Below are 20,146 nucleotides of genomic sequence, written 5' to 3'. Positions count from 1 at the left end.
ATTCTAAGGCTTTAAGAAGAATATTGGCTAGATAAATAATTATTTATAAGAAAAGGAGGGGTGAAAAGATGTTTAATTTAGAAGTAATTAATGTTTGGGAAAAGTCTTTGTAAATAAATTCTCTTTTTATAGCTTGATGTTAAATAACTAAATTAAACATAAGTATAAGAGTAAGTTATTGATTTAAAGTAAACGATTAAATAGAATTGTGATATTTTTCAGAATTATATAATGTTCTTAATAAAGTGTTGGACAAAAGTAATAATTTGAAATTACAAATATTGTAAGTAAGTTAAGAATTGTCTTAATTAAAGAATAAAAAAATGATTTTCATTTATTTGGAATTATAAAAAATTAAAGTGAGGAGATATAAAATGAATAAGTTAATGGAATCTATTGAAAAATATTTATTGCCAATTGCTTCAAAAATAAGTAATCAAAAATTCTTAATAGCTCTTAGAAATGCTTTTATAGGAACTATGCCTGTTGTTATGACCGGTTCTATCGCACTTTTACTAAACGCATTTTTAGTAGATGTACCTGGACAATTTGGTAATACTTCTATTCCAGAAACATTTAGTTGGATTGTAGATATAAATAATTTAATATTTAAAGGAAGCTTAGCTATAGTATCTTTATTATTTATTTTTTCTTTAGGTGTAAATGTTGCTAAAATTTATAAGACAGACACCTTATCATCAGGAATAGTTGCTCTTTCAGCTTTTATCATAGCTATTAGTAATTCTATTACTAAAAGTGTTAAACTACCTAATTCAGATGGACAAATTTTATCAGAGATTTTTAAAGGTATTAAAGATGTAGCTGTTGAAGGAAATAATCTTTCTATTACAGTTAGTGGTATAATTCCTGGATCTCAAATTAATTCAAATGGTTATTTTACTGCAATTATTATTGGTTTTATAGCTTGTGTTATCTTTAGTAAGTTGATGAATAAAAATTGGACAATTAAGTTACCTGATGCAGTACCACCAGCTATTGCAAAACCTTTCATGTCAATAATTCCTGGCTTTGTTGCATTATATGTTGTAGCTATTTTTGTATATGCATTTAATAAAATCACTGGACAATTATTAATTGATTGGATATATAAAGTACTTCAAACTCCATTACTAGGCTTATCACAAAGTTTCATAGCTGTTGTACTTATTGCATTCTTGACACAATTATTCTGGTTCTTTGGTATTCACGGTGGAAATGTTATGGCACCGATTATGGAAGGGATATTTGGTGTGGCGTTATTAGCTAATATGGAAGCTTTTCAAAATAATCAACCAATTCCATATTTATGGACAAGTGTATCTTATGGATCCTTTGTATGGTATGGAACATTGGGATTATTAATAGCGATATTCTGGAAATCTAAAAATAGTCACTATAAAGAAGTTGCAAAATTAGGTATAGCTCCAGTTTTATTTAATATAGGAGAACCTGTTATGTATGGACTTCCTACAGTAATGAATCCAATTTTATTTATACCATTCTTATTATCACCTTCATTAATGGCTGCAGTTTCTTATTTGGCAACAAGTTTAGGATGGGTAGCACCAGTTACTCAAAATGTTACATGGGTTATGCCACCTGTATTATATGGTTTCTTCTCCACAGGATTTGACTGGAGAGCAATTGTATTATCATTAGTGACTTTAGCAATTTCAATATTAGTTTACTTACCTTTTGTTAAAATGGCGGATAAGGAGATAGTTTAATGGCTAAGTTTGAAATAAGAGAAGAGTTTTATCTAGATGATAGTAAATTTAAAATTTTATCTGGAGCTGTTCATTATTTTAGAATAAATCCTTCTCAGTGGGAAGATACTCTATTTAATTTAAAAGCTATAGGCTTTAATACAGTAGAGACTTATATTCCTTGGAATGTTCATGAGCCATATGAAGGTAAATTCGATTTTCATGGAATTAATGATGTAGAAAAATTTTTAGAGATTGCTAAAAACTTAGGGCTATATGTTATTTTAAGACCTAGCCCGTATATATGTGCAGAGTGGGAATTCGGAGGACTTCCTGCTTGGCTCTTAAAAGATAAGGAAATAAAACTTAGAAGTTCAGATACCAAATTTATTAATAAACTTCGTAATTATTATGAAGAATTATTGTCTAGGTTAATAAAATATCAAATAACTAAAGATGGACCAGTTTTGATGATGCAAGTTGAAAATGAATATGGGTCATATGGTAATGAAAAAGAATATTTAAAAATCATAGCTTCAATAATGAGAGAAAATGGTATTGATGTTCCATTATTTACTTCTGATGGTACATGGATAGAGGCTTTAGAATCAGGTTCATTAATTGAAGAGAATATTTTTGTAGCTGGAAACTTTGGTTCAAAGTCAAAGGAAAATTGTCAAATTCTAAAAAAATTCATATCAGAAAATGGAAAAGAATGGCCTCTTATGTGTATGGAATATTGGGATGGATGGTTTAATAGATGGGGAGAAGGAGTTATTCGTAGAGATGCCATTGATCTAGCTGAAGATGTAAGGGAAATGCTTAAGGTTGGAAGTATAAATCTTTATATGTTTAGAGGAGGAACAAATTTTGGCTTTATGAATGGTTGTTCTGCAAGAGGAAATAATGATTTACCACAGGTTACCTCTTATGATTATGATGCTGTATTAACAGAATGGGGTAATCCTACAGATAAATATTATGAATTACAGAAGGTTATAAAATCACTTTATCCTAATATAGAACAATTAGATCCAAGAAAAAGAATATTAAAAAATCTTGGTAGTTATAAAGTTGATGGAGCAGTAAGCTTGATGTCTATTATTTCTGAAATATCAGAAGAAAGACATACTATATATACACATAGTATGGAAGATTTAGATTGTAACTATGGGTATATATTATATAGAACTAAAATTAAAAATTATCATCATGATGAAAATTTGAAAATTATTGATGCTTCGGATAGATGTCATATATATATTGATGAAAAGTTTATGGCAGTTCAATATAAAGAAGAAATAGGAGAAGAAGTTAAATTTAGTAGTAAAAATGAGTCTATAAGTGTTGATATATTAGTTGAAAATCTAGGAAGAGTAAATTATGGACATAAGTTAAATTCTTCGACTCAAAGAAAAGGAATAAAAGGTGGGGTAATGATAAATAATCATTTCCAAAGTGGATGGATTCAATATCCATTACCATTTAGTAAAGAAATGATATCTAAAATTAAATTTGAAGAAAATATTGTAAGTAAAGTAGAGACACCAATGTTTTATCGTTTTAACGTTGAATTAGAAAATATCTATGATACTTTTATAGATTGCTCTAAATATGGGAAAGGCTGTATATTTGTAAATGGGTTTAATATTGGAAGGTATTGGTCTAAGGGGCCTATACAATATTTATATCTTCCATCTGGATTTCTTAAAAAGAAAAATGAGATTATAATATTTGAAACTGAAAATATCTTAATTGAAAAACTTGAATTTAATGATAAGCCTATTTTTTCTAATATCTGATTCAATATGAATCTTAAAGTTTTAACATATATAATAGAAATATTTTCTTTGCTATGTTTTAAATACTTAAATGGGTATATAAATTATTCCATATAGTTAATTAGAATCTGTTAAGTTAATATGAAAAAAACTAAATGAAATTCTTGAAGAATTTCTGCTTTGATTTTTAATTGGTTTATTAAACGTGATATTTAAATTAAGTTACCAGAGACAGTTCCTCCAGCAGTTGCTAAAAGTTTTAGTGCTTTAATTCCAGGGGCAGCTATTATAACTTTATGGTTAGTTGTTTTTGCGGTTCTTGATAAGATGAATATTGGTAATATTCATGACATAATGATGATAGTTCTAGGAGAAACTTTGGGATTACTTGGTAATAACATATTTGGAACAATTATTGCAATTCTATTAAATAGTTTATTCTGGTTCGTTGGTATCCATGGTGGAAACGTTGTAAACAGTATTCTTCAACCTATTTGGTTAATGAATTCAGATGCAAACCGTTTATTATTCCAAGCTGATAGTGCAGCTCATTTACCAAATATTATTACACTACCATTTATAGATAATTTCGTATATATGGGTGGTGGTGGAGCCACAATTGGATTAGTAATTGTTATTGCAATTATTGCTAGACGTAAGAAAGCAAGTAAAGTGACTAAAGCTATGGCACCGTTAACTTTAACACCAGGGATATTTAATATTAATGAACCTGCTATGTTTGGTTTACCAATAGTAATGAATGTTTCATTAATAATACCATTTATTTTAGCACCAATAGCAAATGCGGTAATATCATATTCAGCAATGGCTTTAGGGTTAGTTGCAAGAACTACAGGCATAACAGTTTCGTGGACAATGCCACCAATTCTTAGTGGATTCCTTACAACTGGAAATCATATAAGTGGAGCCGTATTACAATTAGTATGTATACTTGTAGACGTAGCAATTTATTGGTTCTTCTATAAAGCAGTTGAAAAGCAAAATTTAGCTTTAGAATCAATAGAAGAGAATGAAGTTGAGAATAGTATAGTTGGATAAATAAAATTATATATTTAATATAAAAGAAATTTTTGGAGGAGTAGTTATGGGTAAGAGATTAATTAGTGCAAATGCTTCGGAGATATTAAAAATGACCGCAGCAGAGTTAAAACAAAGTATTAAAGCAAGTGAAGGAAGAACTATTCTTTCGGAGAATGTGGCAACAAGAGAATCATTTATTGGCGATATTACGAATTCTGAGATTGCCAGAGCTTTTGGAGCTGATCTAATTCTTCTTAATTGTGTAGATGTCTTAAATCCATATATTTTTGGATTAGATGTAAAAGAAGGAAATTTTGTTGATGAACTACATCGTTTAGTAGGACGACCAATAGGTGTAAATTTAGAACCTGTAGATTTAGATGCAGATATGGCAGAAGATATTTTAACTATCAGCAAAGGTAGACAAGCTAACCTTGAAACAATTAAAGAAATTGAAAGAATTGGTATGGATTTTGTATGCTTTACTGGTAATCCTGGTACAGGAGTAACTAATTCACAAATAGAAAAGACAATTCGTTTAGCAAAGGATAATTTTTCAGGATTAATAATTGCAGGTAAGATGCATGGAGCTGGTGTTAATGAGCCAGTTGCAGATCTAAAAGCAGTAAAAAGTTTTATTGAAGCCGGTGCAGATATTATTTTAGTTCCTGCAGTTGGAACAGTTCCAGGTTTTGACGATTCGGAACTAAAAGAAGTGGTTAAAGTAGCACATGAGAATGGAGCACTTGTATTAACTGCAATAGGTACAAGTCAGGAAAGTTCTGATGAAGATACCATTAAACAAATTGCAATAAGAAATAAAATCTGTGGAGTAGATATTCAACATATCGGTGATGCAGGCTATGGTGGGGTTGCACCTTTTGAGAATATTTTTGCCATGAGTAAGGCAATTCGTGGGGTTCGTCACACTGTATCAATGATTGCACGTTCAATAAATCGTTAATTACTTAATAAGATAGAATATTATTTAAAAATGGAAGGTTAGATTAAAATTTAACTGACCTTCCTATAGTACTAGAATTATAGATATTTATTAAAAAGAGTATGAGAAAGGGTGTATAAGAGATGAAAAAAACGATTATGTTAGTATGTGCTGCAGGAATGAGCACAAGTTTAATGGTATCTAAAATGCAAAAGTCAGCTGAAGAAAAAGGGATTGAGGCAGATATATTTGCTGTTTCAGCTGGAGAGGCAGAGACATATTTAGCTGATAAGAAAGTAGATGTATTACTTTTAGGACCACAAGTACGTTTTATGAAAGCACAATTTGAGAAAAAAGTTGCACCATTAGGTATTGCGCTAGATGTAATACAAATGACAGATTACGGTATGATGAATGGAGAGAAAGTATTAAGTCAAGCTCTTAAATTAATGAATAATTAGTTAGGATTCAATTGCTTAAAAGAGGTGTTATTATGGAAGAACAAGAGAACTTAGAAGTAATTATGGAATTAATTATGTATGGTGGAGATGCTAAAAGTAATGCTATGGAAGCTATTCAAGCTGCTAAAGCTGGAGATTTTGAATTAGCTGAGGAGAAAATTAAAGCTGCAGAAGCTTCATTAACAAAGGCTCATCATTCTCAAACAGGGATGTTAACTCAAGAGGCTCAAGGTAATCATACAAAAGTTTCATTATTAATGGTACATGGACAAGATCACTTAATGACTTCGATGGCATTCACAGACTTAGCAAAAGAAGTTATAGATGTTTATAAAAGAATTAGTGAAAAATAGATAATATAATATTATATTTGTACTTAAATAATTTTACTGTTGTTAAATATCTAGTGAAATTTTTTTATATTTGATTCATCAGTAATTGGCGAAAAAACAGTTAAAGTATATTATGGTCAATTTACTGATTCATTTTTAGTAACTGTTAAAGGACAGAGTGATGATATTGGAGGGGATGAAGATATAAATAAACCAACTCCACCAGTAGCAGATAAGCAAGGATTAGAAACTATTAAAACTATATCTGTTACTGTGCTTAGTAACGAAAAACCTGTAATAATTGGTGCAGATGATATAGAAATAGAATTTGGATCAAACTTTGATGCTAGAAAAGATGTAGTAGCAATGGATTATGAAGATTTGGATTTAACAGATAAAATAGTTATAACAGGAGAAGTTAATACAAATGTTTCAGGAGAATATGAAATAACATATTCAGTAACTGATAATGATGGTAATACTACAACTATAATAAGAAAAGTAAAAGTTAATGAATAACAAAATCAAATAGAACCTGAGAATCCAGTAGAGCCTGAAAAACCAGTTGAACAAGAAAAGCCTGTAGAGCCAGAGGTTCCGGTAGAACCTGAGCAAAAACCAGTTACTCCGGAAAATCCTTCAACTCCAGAAGTTCCAAATGTACCAAATGTTTCTGTGAGTCAAGAAAGTCAAAGCACAGAAAATACTGTTAAAACAGAAGTTCCACAAGTATCAGAAAATATTCAAATTCAAGTAACTACTGAAAAAACAGAAGCTGAAGAGATGCTAGGAAATTCGGCTAAGCCAGAGGTAGAAGTAAAACAGGATAGCTCTGAAACTAATGATGATAAAATTACTTCAGAAAATAATACTGATAAAAATGAATCATCACAAACAGAGTCTGATATGTCGAATAAACAAAATTCAATAGCAGGTATAATATCAATTATTATAGGAATAGTAGCTGCATTATCAATTTCTATAGTAATGCTATTAAAAAGAAGAAAAAGAAAATAAATAAAAATACGATGAGTGTAAGCGTAAAATACGACTAGATAAAGAAGCTCAGAGATAATTTATACAAATTTAGATTTAAAAACTCATAGTGAGTACTTTAAGTACTTACTATGAGTTATTTTTATATATAGAACATCGTTTACAAAATAGTAAATAAATGGTAAAGTTTATATGTAACTTATATTAAGTATAAAAGATTAAGGGGGAAGAAATTTATGAGAAATGGGAAGGGTAATATTTTAAAGAGAATATTACCGCTATTTGTAACTTTTACTATGTTATTTTCATTTGTTCCAGTAAGAGCAGTAGAAAATACAGAAGTAGAAAAAGAAAATTTAGCATTAGGAAAAAATGTTACTGAATCTGGGTATGAGGCAGGAACAAAGTTTACAGGAGATAAAGTCACTGATGGAACTATAGATAGACCAGAAGATATTAATAAAGGTGGAATCTCAAGATGGGCATCTGCTGTTAATGCAGTTAAACCATGGATTACAATTGATTTACAAGACGTTAAAAGTTTTGATGAAGTTGTAATTGAGTGGGAAAGAAGAAATGTAAATTCATATAAAATAGAAGTATCAGATGATAACTCTACTTGGACTTCTATTTATACTAGCTCAAATAAAAATGAATTTAGAGAAAGTTTAAATGTAAATTCACAAAAAGCTAGATATGTAAAAATAACTATAGAAGATTATTCTCCAACACAAGAAGGTAGTAATATTAATTGGAGTACGGTAGCAATATATGAAGTTGAAATATATAATAATGAAGTAGAACAACCAGTAGAGCCGGTAGAACCAGAAGAACCAGCAGTTATAGTGCCATCAGTTGGAGAGAATGTTGCATTGAGTAAAACTGCAACTTCATCAAGTAATGAAACTAACACATTAACAGCTGATAAAGCAGTAGATGGTTCAAATGCAAAGGCTTCTAGATGGGCAAGTGCTATATCATCAGCTGAACAATGGATTACAGTTGATTTAGGTGATAAAACTCAAATAGAAAATGTAGTTATTGAATGGGAAAGAAAAAATGCTACAGAATATAAGTTACAAACTTCTGATGATAATAGCAATTGGACTGATGTATATATAGCAACATCAGCGCCAACACAAAATAGACAAGAGATTAATTTAGAGGAAGCTGTTGCTACTAGATATGTAAGAGTTTTTATTGGTAAGCATAATGCAACTGCTGATGGAGTTACTTGGAATAATGTATCTATATATGAAATTGAGATATATAATGGTGGAATTCCACAGGGGTTAGATGAAATTGCAAATTCTATAAATGTTAGGAGTCTTACTCTTGAAGATGAAGAATTGCCAATGCCATCTGTAGCAGAAGGATATGAAATTTCATTTGTTGGAGCTGATTATGAAGAAGTTATCGGAGCTGATAGGGAAATATATAGACCATTAGTAGATAAAACTATTCGTGTTAATTTTAAAATAACTAAAGGAAATGAAGAGGCATATACTCCAGATATAGAAGTATTAGTACCTGGATTAAATGAAGTTACAGGTAATGAAGTGCCAACTGTTATCCCAGAACTTAGAGAATGGTTAGGGGGAAGTGGTAACTTTGAAATTAATAATGGATCAAGAATAGTTATTTCACCTTCTTCAGAAGCTGAATTAAGTGAATATATGAATGTTTTTTCAGAAGACTATAAAGATATAGTTGGTAAAGAAATAGAAGTAGTAGTTTCAGACTCACCAAAAAAAGGTGATTTCTACTTTGAATTGAATGATAAACGTCCAGAACTTAGAACTGAAGGATATTATATGGAGATTGGTGATTTTGTTAAGGTTGAGTCTAATGAAGCAGACGCAGCATTTCTTTCAACAAGAACAATATTACAAATATTAAAGCAAAATGGAACAACTATTCCACAAGGAATTACAAGAGATTATCCATTATCAGATATAAGAGGATTCATGTTAGATGTGGGAAGAAAACCTATTTCATTAGACTTCTTATATGATATCACAAAGCTTATGTCTTGGTATAAAATGAATGATTTCCAAGTTCATTTAAATGATAACTATATTTGGGTTACTCAATATGGTGCAAATGCAATAAAAGAAGCTTATGCAGGATTTAGATTAGAATCAAATGATGTAGGAGAAAATGGTGTTCCACTAACATCTACAGATTTATCATATACTAAGGAAGAATTTGGACAATTTATTGATGACTCTAAGTTATATGGTGTCAACATAGTACCAGAAATTGAAAGTCCAGCACATGCCTTATCATTTATGAAAGCTCATCCAGAGTATGCTTATGGAAAAGGTGCTAATAAAGGTGTTGGAGAAAATGCAGCAATGTTAGATGTTACAAACCCAGAAGTAGTTGATTATATAAAAGGAATATTTAGTGAATATACAGATGGAGAAAATCCAGTATTTAGAGATACTACAGTTCATATAGGATCAGATGAGTTCTATGGAAGTGCAGAGGAATATAGAGCTTATACAGATGAAATGCTTAAATATATAAGAGATGTAAAGGGTAGAACAGTAAGAGTTTGGGGAAGCCTTTCTCAGAAAATAGGTAAAACTCCTGTAACATCTGAAGGTGTAGAAATGAATATTTGGAATAATGGATGGGCAGATCCTTCAGATATGTTTAATTTAGGTTATGATTTAATTAATACTGAAGATGGAAAGTTATATATAGTTCCAGATGCAGGATATTATTATGACTATTTAAATACAAGTTATATATATAATAATTATGAAGTTAGTAAATTTGGAAATGGAGATGTAATTCCAGCAGGTTCACCACAAATGCGTGGAGGAATGTTTGCAGTTTGGAATGATATGATTGACAAAAAAGCTAATGGTATAGTTGAATTAGATATTTATGATAGAGTATTACCTGCTGTTCAAGCTGTATCAGAAAAGATGTGGGGAGTAGCAGAGGATAAGAGTTATGCTGAATTTAAAGAAGTTGCAGCTAAGGTATCAAATGCTCCAAATTCTAATCCAAGATATAAAGTAGAATCTGAAACAGAAAAGGTTTTAGAATATAATTTTAAAGCTACTTCAAATGATACAGTACCTGATAATTCAGGAAATGGATATAATTCAGTAGCTCTTAATAATGCTACTGTAAAAAATGGAGTATTAAAATTAAATGATGATAATAGTTATTTACAAAGTGCTATAGAAAATATAGGACCAAATTATACAGTTTCATTTAGTGTAAAACGTGATGAAAATAGTAATAATGAAGAACAAGTTCTTTTTGAATCTGAGAAGGGTTCCTTTAAAGCAGTTCAAAAAGATACTGGAAAAGTAGGTTTCTCAAGAGAATTCTATGATTACTCATTTGATTATGAACTACCTAAAGGAGAATGGGTAGATATAACAATAATAGGAAAAATGACAAAGACAGAACTTTATGTTAATGGAGAATATGTTGATGAAGTTAGTAAGGGTAGTTCATCTGGAGACAATGGAACATTTGTATTCCCATTAGAAAGAGTAGGAAGTGAAACAAATTCATTTAATGGTGAATTAAAATCCTTAAAAGTATATAATATTGCTGTAAATATTGCAGATGAGACAATAATACCACAAGAAAGTATGAAAGCATCAGCAACAAGTGAGCATCCTAATGTAGGTACAGAAGGATTAGCATCTTTTGCTATTGATGGAAATACGGGAACTATTTGGCATACAAATTATAATACTCCTGTAAAATTGCCACAAAGTATTACTTTAGATTTAGGAAAAGCTTATACTATTAACAAATTCTCATATCTTCCAAGAAGTAATGGAGGTAATGGTACAATTACTAAGTATGAGCTTCAAGTAAGTACAAATGGAACTGATTTTACAACAGTTTCAGAAGGGTCTTGGGCACAAGATTCTACTTTAAAAGTAGTTAATTTTGATGAAGCTTCTGAAGTAACACATGTAAGATTAATTGCAAAAGCAGGTGTAGGTGGATTTGCATCAGCTTCTGAATTAAATGTTCATAAAGTTAAAGAGGTTATTCCAGAGCCAACAGAAGAAGTTGGATTTAAAGTATCTACATCATTAGCTGAAATTAATGCTGGAGATAAGTTAAATATTAAAGTTGGTACTAAAGATTTAACATCTACAAATATGTATGGAATGCAATTTAATGTAGATTATGATAAAAATAAGTTTGAATTTGTTGGAGCTACATCAGAAAATGATACAAAATATATAGTTAATTCTTCAGACAATAATGGAGTGGTAACTGTAGTTGTTGCAACTAAAGGAGTTGCAATAGAAAATGATGTAGATATAGTTAATTTAGAATTTAAATCTAAAGCTACAGGTGAAAATGTAGTATTTAATATAACTGATGGACAACTTTCTACTGATGAGGGAAATATAATTGATATAGTAAATGGAAGTATAACAGTTACTATTAATGAAGAAATAGTAAATCCAAACCCAGAAGTAAATAAAAAAGCTTTAAAAATAGCTATAGACTATGCTAATGAAATTGTTGCAGAAGGTTTACTAGAGAATGTAGTACCAGCTGTAGTACAAGAGTTTAATGATGCATTAGAAGAAGCTAAAGCTGTTTATGAAAGTGAAGATGCTACAGAAACAGAAGTTGATGCAGCATTTAAGAGGTTAGCTAGTGCTATCTGGATGCTTGACTTTAAGCAAGGAGATAAAGAAGCATTACAAGTACTTGTAAATTCAGCAAAAGAGTTAGTATCTAAGGGATATACTGCTGATTCTTGGGCTAATTTACAAGAAGTTATAGCAATTGCAGATGCAGTACTTGCAGATGAAAATGCAATGCAAAAAGAAGTAGATGAAACTTTAGATGCATTAAAAGCAGCTATAGATGGTTTAGTTAAAGTTCAAGTTAAGAAAGATTCACTTCAAAAGTTAGTAGATAAATTAGAAAAAATAGATAAGGAAGGATATATTGAATCAACTTGGACACCATTTGAAAATGCATTAAAAACAGCTAAAGAAATTTTAGCTAATGAATATGCAACTCAAGAGGAAGTAGATTCAGCATATAATACATTAATAAAAACTTATCTAGATTTAAGATTAATACCAGATAAATCTAAACTTGAAGATTTAATAAATAAAGCGAAGGCTATAGACCTATCAAAATATACAGATGAAAGTGCTCAAGAGGTAAAAACTAAATTAGCAAGAGCTAACGAAGTATTTATTAATGAAGAGGCAACTCAGGAAGAAATAAATGAGGTAGCAAGATTATTAAATACAGCTTTAGATAATCTTATAGCAAAAGATGATGGGGCTGCAAGTGATGATGTTACTGATGATACTACAGAAAATGATAGTGAATCTAAGAATGAAACAGATAATAGCACTAATGGTGGCAACGAAAGTATTAATAATGAAAGCAACAAGGGGAATAATGGTAATTTACCGCAAACAGGTGGAAGAGATTCTAAAGATTTATTATTACTTGGTATAGTATTATGTTCCTTAGGAGCAGCAGTTATGTTAAGTAAAAAAAGAAAAATAGAATAGTTTTTAAGTCTAATATAAAGGCTCATAGTAAAAAATAATAATTACTATGAGCCTTTTTTATTGTAAAAAAAGTTTCTTTTGATTTACGATTAATTTTTCAAAAGCATCGGTATCAAGAGAATAGTAAACTCTTTTTCCATCTGTAGTACAAGTTATAAGTCCTGAATTTATAAGTTTGCTCATATGATGATGAATAGTATTTCTAGAAAGATTAAAGTGATTTGATAATTCAACACCATAGGCTTTATTTTTTCTTATATAACATAAAATATCAAATCTTGTTCGATCTCCAAGTAAATTATATGCTTTATAAACATCATCTACATATGAAATTTCTTTATTTAACATTTCTAAAAGATCTTTGCGTAATATTCCACAATAGATATGAACAATATCTGTAGTTTTATTTGAAGTAAGAGTAGTATCCATACCAAAAATGAAAGGTCTTAGATAGTAGTTTACTGTATCTAAAGGCTTTAATTTTGAAATCTTTTTAAAGAAACTTTCACATCCAATATTTGAAATATAGATATTAAAGGGAGATAGTATATCTATAAAATTATTTTTTTCTTTATTTAAAATAGTAATAACTTTTTTTAAAGGTATTGAAATTTCATCTAAAAATTTTTCGTAATTTCTATAGGTATCTAAAATTATTATTTTGCTTTCAGCTGGAATAGAAAGTGATAAGATAATATCAATAAAGTCACTCTCGGTTATAGATTCGTCATGACTATAATTATCAGATATATCTAGAGCTTCAGTAATATTATATGCAATTTTATCATGGGATAAGGTTTTTATATTATTAATTAGGATATCAATGTCTTCATTAAATTCTTCTAAAGCATTGTATAAAAGTAGGAATGCAATAGAGGTTGATCCTATTGTATTAAAAGAAAAACCTTCTATATTACTAAAAAACTTGTTTAATATTTCATTACTAATATTAATATTTTTATCTATGAGATTATTAAAATTTTTTAATTTAGAAAATGTTTTTTTAAATGAGTCATTATATTCTAATTTTTTTTCTTTTATTTTTTTATCTAGCTGATCTAAAGTATTACCTGATGCTTTTCTGCAAAGGTAAGCAATGGCTTCAAGTAACATATTTGGGGTATCAATATAATCCATTATGTCAAATCCTTCCTTAATACAAGTAATCGTTTTGAGTATTCCATATAATAAATTTTTTGTCAAGTTAAATGTGGAAACAAAAGTATTAAATGTATTTTATTGACATGAACTGGTATAAAGTATTATTATAATATATATATAGAACATCGTGTTAGATATTTGTTGTATATAAAATAATTAAATAAAAAGGGGGAAAAGGCATGAAAAAAATGAAACGTTATTTTTCAGGAGTTATTACAATTTTTATGTTATTTGGAATGATTACAAGCAACCCTAAGGCAGATATTAGAGAAAGTAAAGAATCTGATATTACTGCTATAGAGGTTGAAGGAACTCCGAGACTTGATGATTTAAAAACTAAGCCAAATGAATCACAAATAGATGCTATCTATGGGGACGATGAGATAGTTACAGCTATTGTGGAAATGGAAGATGCTCCTGTTATGGAGTATTATGGAACAAGCAATTACTCTATAGATATTGATACTTCAGCAGGAGAATCTGTATCAGATTTTTTATCTTCAGAAGATGCAAAGATTATTTCTAATGAAATAATTAATAATCAACAAAATATAATTTCAAAAATATCTAATTTAACTAATGAAAATAGTGATATAGCTAAATTATCTAATGATGGATTTGAAGTTGTAAATAAGTGGTCTAATATAGTAAATGCTATAGCTATTAAAGTGCCATATGGTCTTATTAATGAAATAAGTAAGATAGATGGAATTAAGAGAGCTTATGTTGAACATGTTTATGATAGACCAGATCCTATTGAAAATTCTGTAGTTGAAGATGGTAAGGAAAATTACTCTTATAGCTATGATATGGTAGGAATTGAAAAGGTTTGGGGAGAAGGTTATACAGGTAAAGGAATGCTGGTTGCAGTTCTTGATACTGGACTAGATTTAAAAATGGATTGGAATTCAGAAGTTGTCCGTGTCCATGAAGCATTTACAAATGATTCTTTTAAAAATGGAAATCCAACAGATGGAAATGATGACTGGAGCTTACGTTATACTACTGATAGTCTAAAAGAATTTTTAGTAGATAATCAACTTAAATCTACTACGGGTGCGAGTGGAAATCAAATAACTTATGATAAGAATGCTCTTTATAAAAATTTAAAAGTACCATATGCATGTGATTATGCAGATGGAGATTTAAATGTATGGCCAGCAGAGAGTGATCATGGTACACATGTTAGTGGTACTATTGCAGGTTTTGTAAGTACTGATGAAGGAGAAGTTAAATTTTCAGGAGTTGCACCTGATGCACAGTTATTAGCTATGAAGGTGTTTCCAGATGCTGGTGGTGGAGCAATGGAAAGTGTTATTATAAATGCTCTTGAAGATTCTTTAAAATTAGGAGCGGATATAGTTAATTTAAGTCTTGGTTCAGATAATGGTTTTGCAAGTGATGATACAGTTCAAAACGATCTTTATGAACGTCTTAATAAATCAGGAATTGTACTTATGACTTCTGCTGGAAATAGTGAAAAGTCATCTACAAATAATAATTATGGTAGTAGTAACTCAACAGATAATCCTGATGAATCTATGATTTCGTCTCCAGCTGTATATGAGAGCAATCTTGCTGTAGCATCTATAGATAATACTATCAGTGTACAAGCTTATTTTTCGTGGTATGATGATAAAAATGTTGAGCATAAGGTTTATTTTAAAGATCCTTGGGCTGGTCTTATGAAGGCAGATTTTTCAGATAAGGAATATCCAATATATTCAGTAGGTGGTTTTGGGGAATATAATGATTACTATGCTGCTGGATTTAATAATGGATATAATAATGGGAAAACTGGACTTGCTTTAGTAAAGCGTGGAGAAATATCTTTTGCAAGTAAAATTAATAATGCAATATCTTTCTCAGGAGTAAATTCTAGAAATGAGCGTTACGGTGTTTTAGGAGTTATAATTTATGATAACAATTCTGAAAGCACAGAATTAATAAGTATGAGTGTTACAGGAACTACTCTTGATTCTGCTTTTATTTCAGGAAAAGATGGTTCTGAATTAGTTAAAGCAATAGAAAATGGATATGATGTTAAGATAAAAGTTTCAAAGGATGATGAAACAATTGATAATGTTACAGCAGGAGAAATGTCTTCATTTACTTCATGGGGAGCGGGACCAGGTCTTGAATTAAAGCCTGAAATTACAGCACCAGGAGGGAATATATGGTCTTCTGTACTTGATAGAGTTAATGCAAGTAATGATGGATATATTGGAAGTTATAATATGATGAGTGGTACATCTATGTCAGCTCCTCATATGTCTGGAATTGGTGCTCTTGTTCGTCAATATGCAATTAAACAAGGGATTACAAATGAAAATGTTGGAGATATTGTTAGCAAATTATTAGTTAGTACTGCTATTCCTCAAAAAAATAAAAATGGAGTATATTATTCACCTCGTCAACAGGGGGCTGGTATTGTAAGTGCATCATCAGCAATTTCAACACCTGCTTATATAACAGTTGATGGAGAGAGTGTTGGTAAGTTGGAACTAGGTGATGATCCAAATAAAAATGGAGAATACAATATAAACTTTAAATTAAATAATATTTCTAGCGAATCATTAAAATATAACGTAGAAGTGGTATTAATGAGACCGGAAACATCTCCTATAACAAGTGAATGGGGAGAACGTAATGTTATATCTAATGATGAGGTTATTATAAAAAATGTGCAATTAGGAGAAATTAATGTATCAGAAAATGGAAGTACGAGCTTTAATCAAAAAGTTTCATTGACAAATGAAGAAAAATCAGAGCTAGATACTTTATTTGCAAATGGAATTTATATAGAAGGATATGTAATCTTAACTGATACAACTGAAGAAAATCCTCAAATTGGTATGCCAATGTTATCATTTTATGGTGATTGGACTAAATCACCAATATTTGATTCATCTAATTGGATAGATGAGCCACAAGATGGAGAAAATGTGTTTAATAATGAGACCACTTGGAATACTAATATAGTTGGAAGTACACAAATTAATGATATTTATGGTATTATAGGATATTTCAATCTTGGTCAAAATGTTTTTGATCCAAGTTCAACAATGAATCAAACGGTGTATACAAAGGAAAATATAACATTATCTCCTAATGGAGATGAGTATTTTGACCGTATTGATGATTATATACTTTATCAATTACGTGATGCAAAAGCTGTAGTTATTGAAGCTAAGAATTCAATAACTGGTGAAGTCTATATGAGAGAATGGACATCTTATGCATCAAAGAGTCTTTATAACTCTAGTATAGGTGCTCCAATACCATTTAGTGTTTATGGAACATTTCCAACTTGGAATGGAACTGATAAGGAGGGAAATGTACTACCTAGTGGAACAAAATGTACTTATACTATTACAGCTTATAGTGAAGGGGATTATGGTGATAAGGTATATAGTGAAGAAGAAGGTAGAAATGTTACAGCTTTTGATTCTATAATTCCAGGAGAAAAAGAACCAAAGTTTAATAATCATAATATGGATATGACTGGAGATATTATTTCATTCCCAGTTACTATAGATACAGTTGCTCCAAAACTTAAAAATAATGCTATTAAAGTATATCAAGAAGATGGACGCACATATATTAAAGGTACAGTATATGATGATGGCTCAATTGCATCTATTGAAGTTACACCTTATGTAACACGTACCTATAAAGATGAGAAGGGTGATCCTAATTACTCTGAAGTAGGACTTGATAGAAATAATCCATTTTATAAGGAAGATATTTACGATGCAGAAGTTAAAGAACACGAATTTATTGTGGATGTAACAGAATATGTTCATAATAAGGAGTCATTTGAAGGTGAAAATAATTATTACAATTATGAATGGAATGGAAATGTATTAATTTCATGTGGTGATTATGGAGCAAATGATAGAAGCTATGCTATAAGAGTTAATGCTTCAGAAGGAATTGTTTTATCTCAAACATCTGCATTATTGCATCCGGGGGAGGAGTTTGATTTAAGTGTTAATAATAATACTGAAAATTCAAATTCTAATATAACTCGTATATCAAGTAATCCAGAAGTTGCAACTGTTGATGAATATGGACATGTTATTGCAGTTTCAGCTGGGCAAACAATTATTACAGTTTCAGATGGAACAGATTCTGCTATTTGTGTTGTAGCAGTAGAAGAGGTTAATACTAAAGTTGAAAGCTTTGATCTTTCTATAGATAGTTTTTCAGGCTTAAAAGTAGATGGACAATTAGTTGTTAAGGTAAATAATCTTAAACCTGCTAATGTTAAGTTAGATAATATAAGTTGGGAAGTTTCAGAGGATGAAGATTATGCAAATGATTATGGAGCAGGTCTTATTACTGTAGGTAAATACTCTAGTGATGGACTTTCAGGATTTTTATATCTTACATTAAATTCATCAGAAGATATACTTCCAAAAGGACGCGCTGTATTAACTGTTACATTAGGTGATGTAAAGAGAACAATGGATATAGATTGGGATCAAATTTATAAGACTAGCTCAGAAGATGATATAATTTCAGGGGAAAATTATAATGATCAAGCAATTTATGTAAAACAAGGTGAATCAGCTAAACTTATGGCTAAGTATAAACAATCAACCTTACATCAAATAGGTGATGTGCAAACTGAACTTAAAGGTCTTAAACTTGATGGAGCGGATTTCTTCAGTATAGGAGGAAGTTATAATGCTAAATTAGTAAATGAAGCAGATTATGCATTGCCAGAAAAAGTTCATCTTTATATTGTTTATGCAGATGGATATAAATATGAAATTCAAAATTATCCAAATCATACTACCTACACATATGATTCAAATACAGGAGAAATAAATGTTAAATATGCACCAACAGGCGCTGAAAATAAACTTCTTATAGTAGCCGATGGAATTGAAAGTAAAGGTGCTATTGCTGGAGTTGTATCAGATACTGTGTATACAAAACCAGATGGAATGTTTGGACCATTTGATTGGAGCGTTGTAAGTGGAAATGGCGAATTTGAAGTTGGAGAAGCGGATTTAAAAGGAAATAAAATTGAAGCGGGCATATATACTCCATCTGAGCCAGGGGTTAGTTATATTAAAGCTACTACTAAGGATGGAAAGTATTCTGTAAACTTTGCAGTAGTATCTGAAGCGATTTTAGCAGATAAATTAACTCTAGATACAAATAATATTGAAGTTAAAGTTGGAGAAACAGCAAATCTAATAGCAAAGCTTTCACCAGAACCTACATTGGAAAAAGATACAGAATTAACTTGGAAGAGTTTTAATCCATCAGTAGCAACAGTTTCAGAAGATGGAACAATTACTGGAGTTTCTGAAGGATATGCTTATATAAAGATTGAATCAATGACTAATAATAAGATATATAGTTACTGTATTGTTCATGTTTCAAAAGCAATTGAAAAATATACAGTTACATTTAAAGATTATAATGGTACTGTTTTAAAAGAGGAAATAGTAGAAGAAGGAAATAGTGCTACACCACCAGTTAATCCAGAAAGAGAAGGATATACTTTTGACGGATGGGATATTGATTTTAACAATGTAAAAGAAAATATTACAATAACAGCAAAGTATTCTATAAATAGTTATACAGTTACTTTTAGTGTTGAGGGAAAGGTAGTTGGAACTATAGTTAAAGAATATGATGAAGTTTTAACTGATAAGGATTATCCTGAAATTCCTATTAAAAATGGATATGTTGGTAAATGGAATAAGTTAGAAGGTGGCGTTAAAGATAATATAACTATAGAGGCTATTTATGAATTATATTCAGATGATTCAAACTCTAATGGAAATTCAGGAGGATCATCAGGAAATCATGGTCCAGATGAAGATGAGCCAGGAAACCCAAGTACAGATGGAACTCAATCAGGTAACCAAAGTACAGGTGGAACTAAACCAGGAAATCAAGATACAAATGGAAATCAAAATAAAGTAGATTCACCATCGAATAATAATTCGGGAGTGGATAATCAAGTAGGTTCTTCCAATGATAATTTACCACAAACAGGTGGAAGAAATTCTAAAGATTTATTATTACTTGGTATAGTATTATGTTCCTTAGGAGCAGCAGTTATGTTAAGTAAAAAGAGAAAGTTGGAGTAATTTTTCACTTATCTTAATATATAATTAATAAAAGAAGGCTCGTAGTAAATATTAATATGTTTGCTACGA

Annotated in this window: 11 protein-coding genes; 10 read left to right on the top strand and 1 reads right to left on the bottom strand. The window is 30.1% G+C overall.

Going from position 1 to position 20,146, the window contains the following annotated elements; translation table 11 throughout:
- Positions 1-374: 374 nt before the first annotated feature.
- From H9660_RS10125 to H9660_RS10085, 9 genes are all read left to right on the top strand, one after another.
- Positions 375-1,727, top strand: coding sequence for a PTS sugar transporter subunit IIC (locus H9660_RS10125; protein ID WP_191750263.1), 1,353 nt, complete (start codon positions 375-377; stop codon positions 1,725-1,727).
- Positions 1,727-3,508, top strand: a complete 1,782-nt coding sequence (locus tag H9660_RS10120; protein ID WP_191750262.1) for a glycoside hydrolase family 35 protein — start codon at positions 1,727-1,729, stop codon at positions 3,506-3,508. The genes H9660_RS10125 and H9660_RS10120 overlap by 1 nt, the downstream gene beginning before the upstream one ends.
- Positions 3,509-3,703: 195 nt before the next feature.
- Positions 3,704-4,546 carry a PTS sugar transporter subunit IIC gene (locus H9660_RS10115; protein WP_341479589.1) on the top strand — a complete coding sequence of 281 codons (843 nt, stop codon included), beginning with the start codon at positions 3,704-3,706 and terminating at the stop codon, positions 4,544-4,546.
- 46 nt (positions 4,547-4,592) lie between these two features.
- Positions 4,593-5,492, top strand: coding sequence for a DUF7916 family protein (locus H9660_RS10110; RefSeq protein ID WP_191750261.1), 900 nt, complete (start codon positions 4,593-4,595; stop codon positions 5,490-5,492).
- A gap of 122 nt (positions 5,493-5,614) precedes the next feature.
- Positions 5,615-5,932 (top strand): PTS sugar transporter subunit IIB, encoded by a 318-nt coding sequence (locus H9660_RS10105; RefSeq protein WP_191750260.1) that lies wholly within the window; start codon positions 5,615-5,617, stop codon positions 5,930-5,932.
- A gap of 32 nt (positions 5,933-5,964) precedes the next feature.
- A complete protein-coding gene (locus tag H9660_RS10100) occupies positions 5,965-6,285 on the top strand; it encodes a PTS lactose/cellobiose transporter subunit IIA (RefSeq protein ID WP_191750259.1) in 321 nt (106 codons plus the stop codon).
- A gap of 252 nt (positions 6,286-6,537) precedes the next feature.
- Positions 6,538-6,783, top strand: coding sequence for an immunoglobulin-like domain-containing protein (locus H9660_RS16330; RefSeq protein ID WP_191750258.1), 246 nt, complete (start codon positions 6,538-6,540; stop codon positions 6,781-6,783).
- Positions 6,784-6,939: 156 nt separating this feature from the next.
- Positions 6,940-7,281 carry a hypothetical protein gene (locus H9660_RS10090; RefSeq protein WP_191750257.1) on the top strand — a complete coding sequence of 114 codons (342 nt, stop codon included), beginning with the start codon at positions 6,940-6,942 and terminating at the stop codon, positions 7,279-7,281.
- 215 nt (positions 7,282-7,496) lie between these two features.
- Entirely contained in the window at positions 7,497-12,800 is a 5,304-nt protein-coding gene (locus H9660_RS10085; protein ID WP_191750256.1) for a discoidin domain-containing protein, read from the top strand.
- A gap of 57 nt (positions 12,801-12,857) precedes the next feature.
- On the opposite strand, the gene H9660_RS10080 is transcribed toward H9660_RS10085, so the two are convergent.
- Positions 12,858-13,937, bottom strand: coding sequence for an ArsR/SmtB family transcription factor (locus H9660_RS10080; RefSeq protein ID WP_191750255.1), 1,080 nt, complete (start codon positions 13,935-13,937; stop codon positions 12,858-12,860).
- Positions 13,938-14,140: 203 nt separating this feature from the next.
- On the opposite strand from H9660_RS10080, the gene H9660_RS10075 reads away from it, so the two are divergent.
- The gene (locus H9660_RS10075) at positions 14,141-20,077 is read left to right on the top strand and encodes a S8 family serine peptidase (RefSeq protein WP_191750254.1); all 5,937 of its coding nucleotides are present in this window, start codon (positions 14,141-14,143) and stop codon (positions 20,075-20,077) included.
- Positions 20,078-20,146: the final 69 nt, after the last annotated feature.

Source organism: Clostridium gallinarum (assembly GCF_014836325.1).
Classification (GTDB): domain Bacteria; phylum Bacillota; class Clostridia; order Clostridiales; family Clostridiaceae; genus Clostridium; species Clostridium gallinarum.
This window is presented reverse-complemented; position numbering and strand designations above follow the sequence as displayed.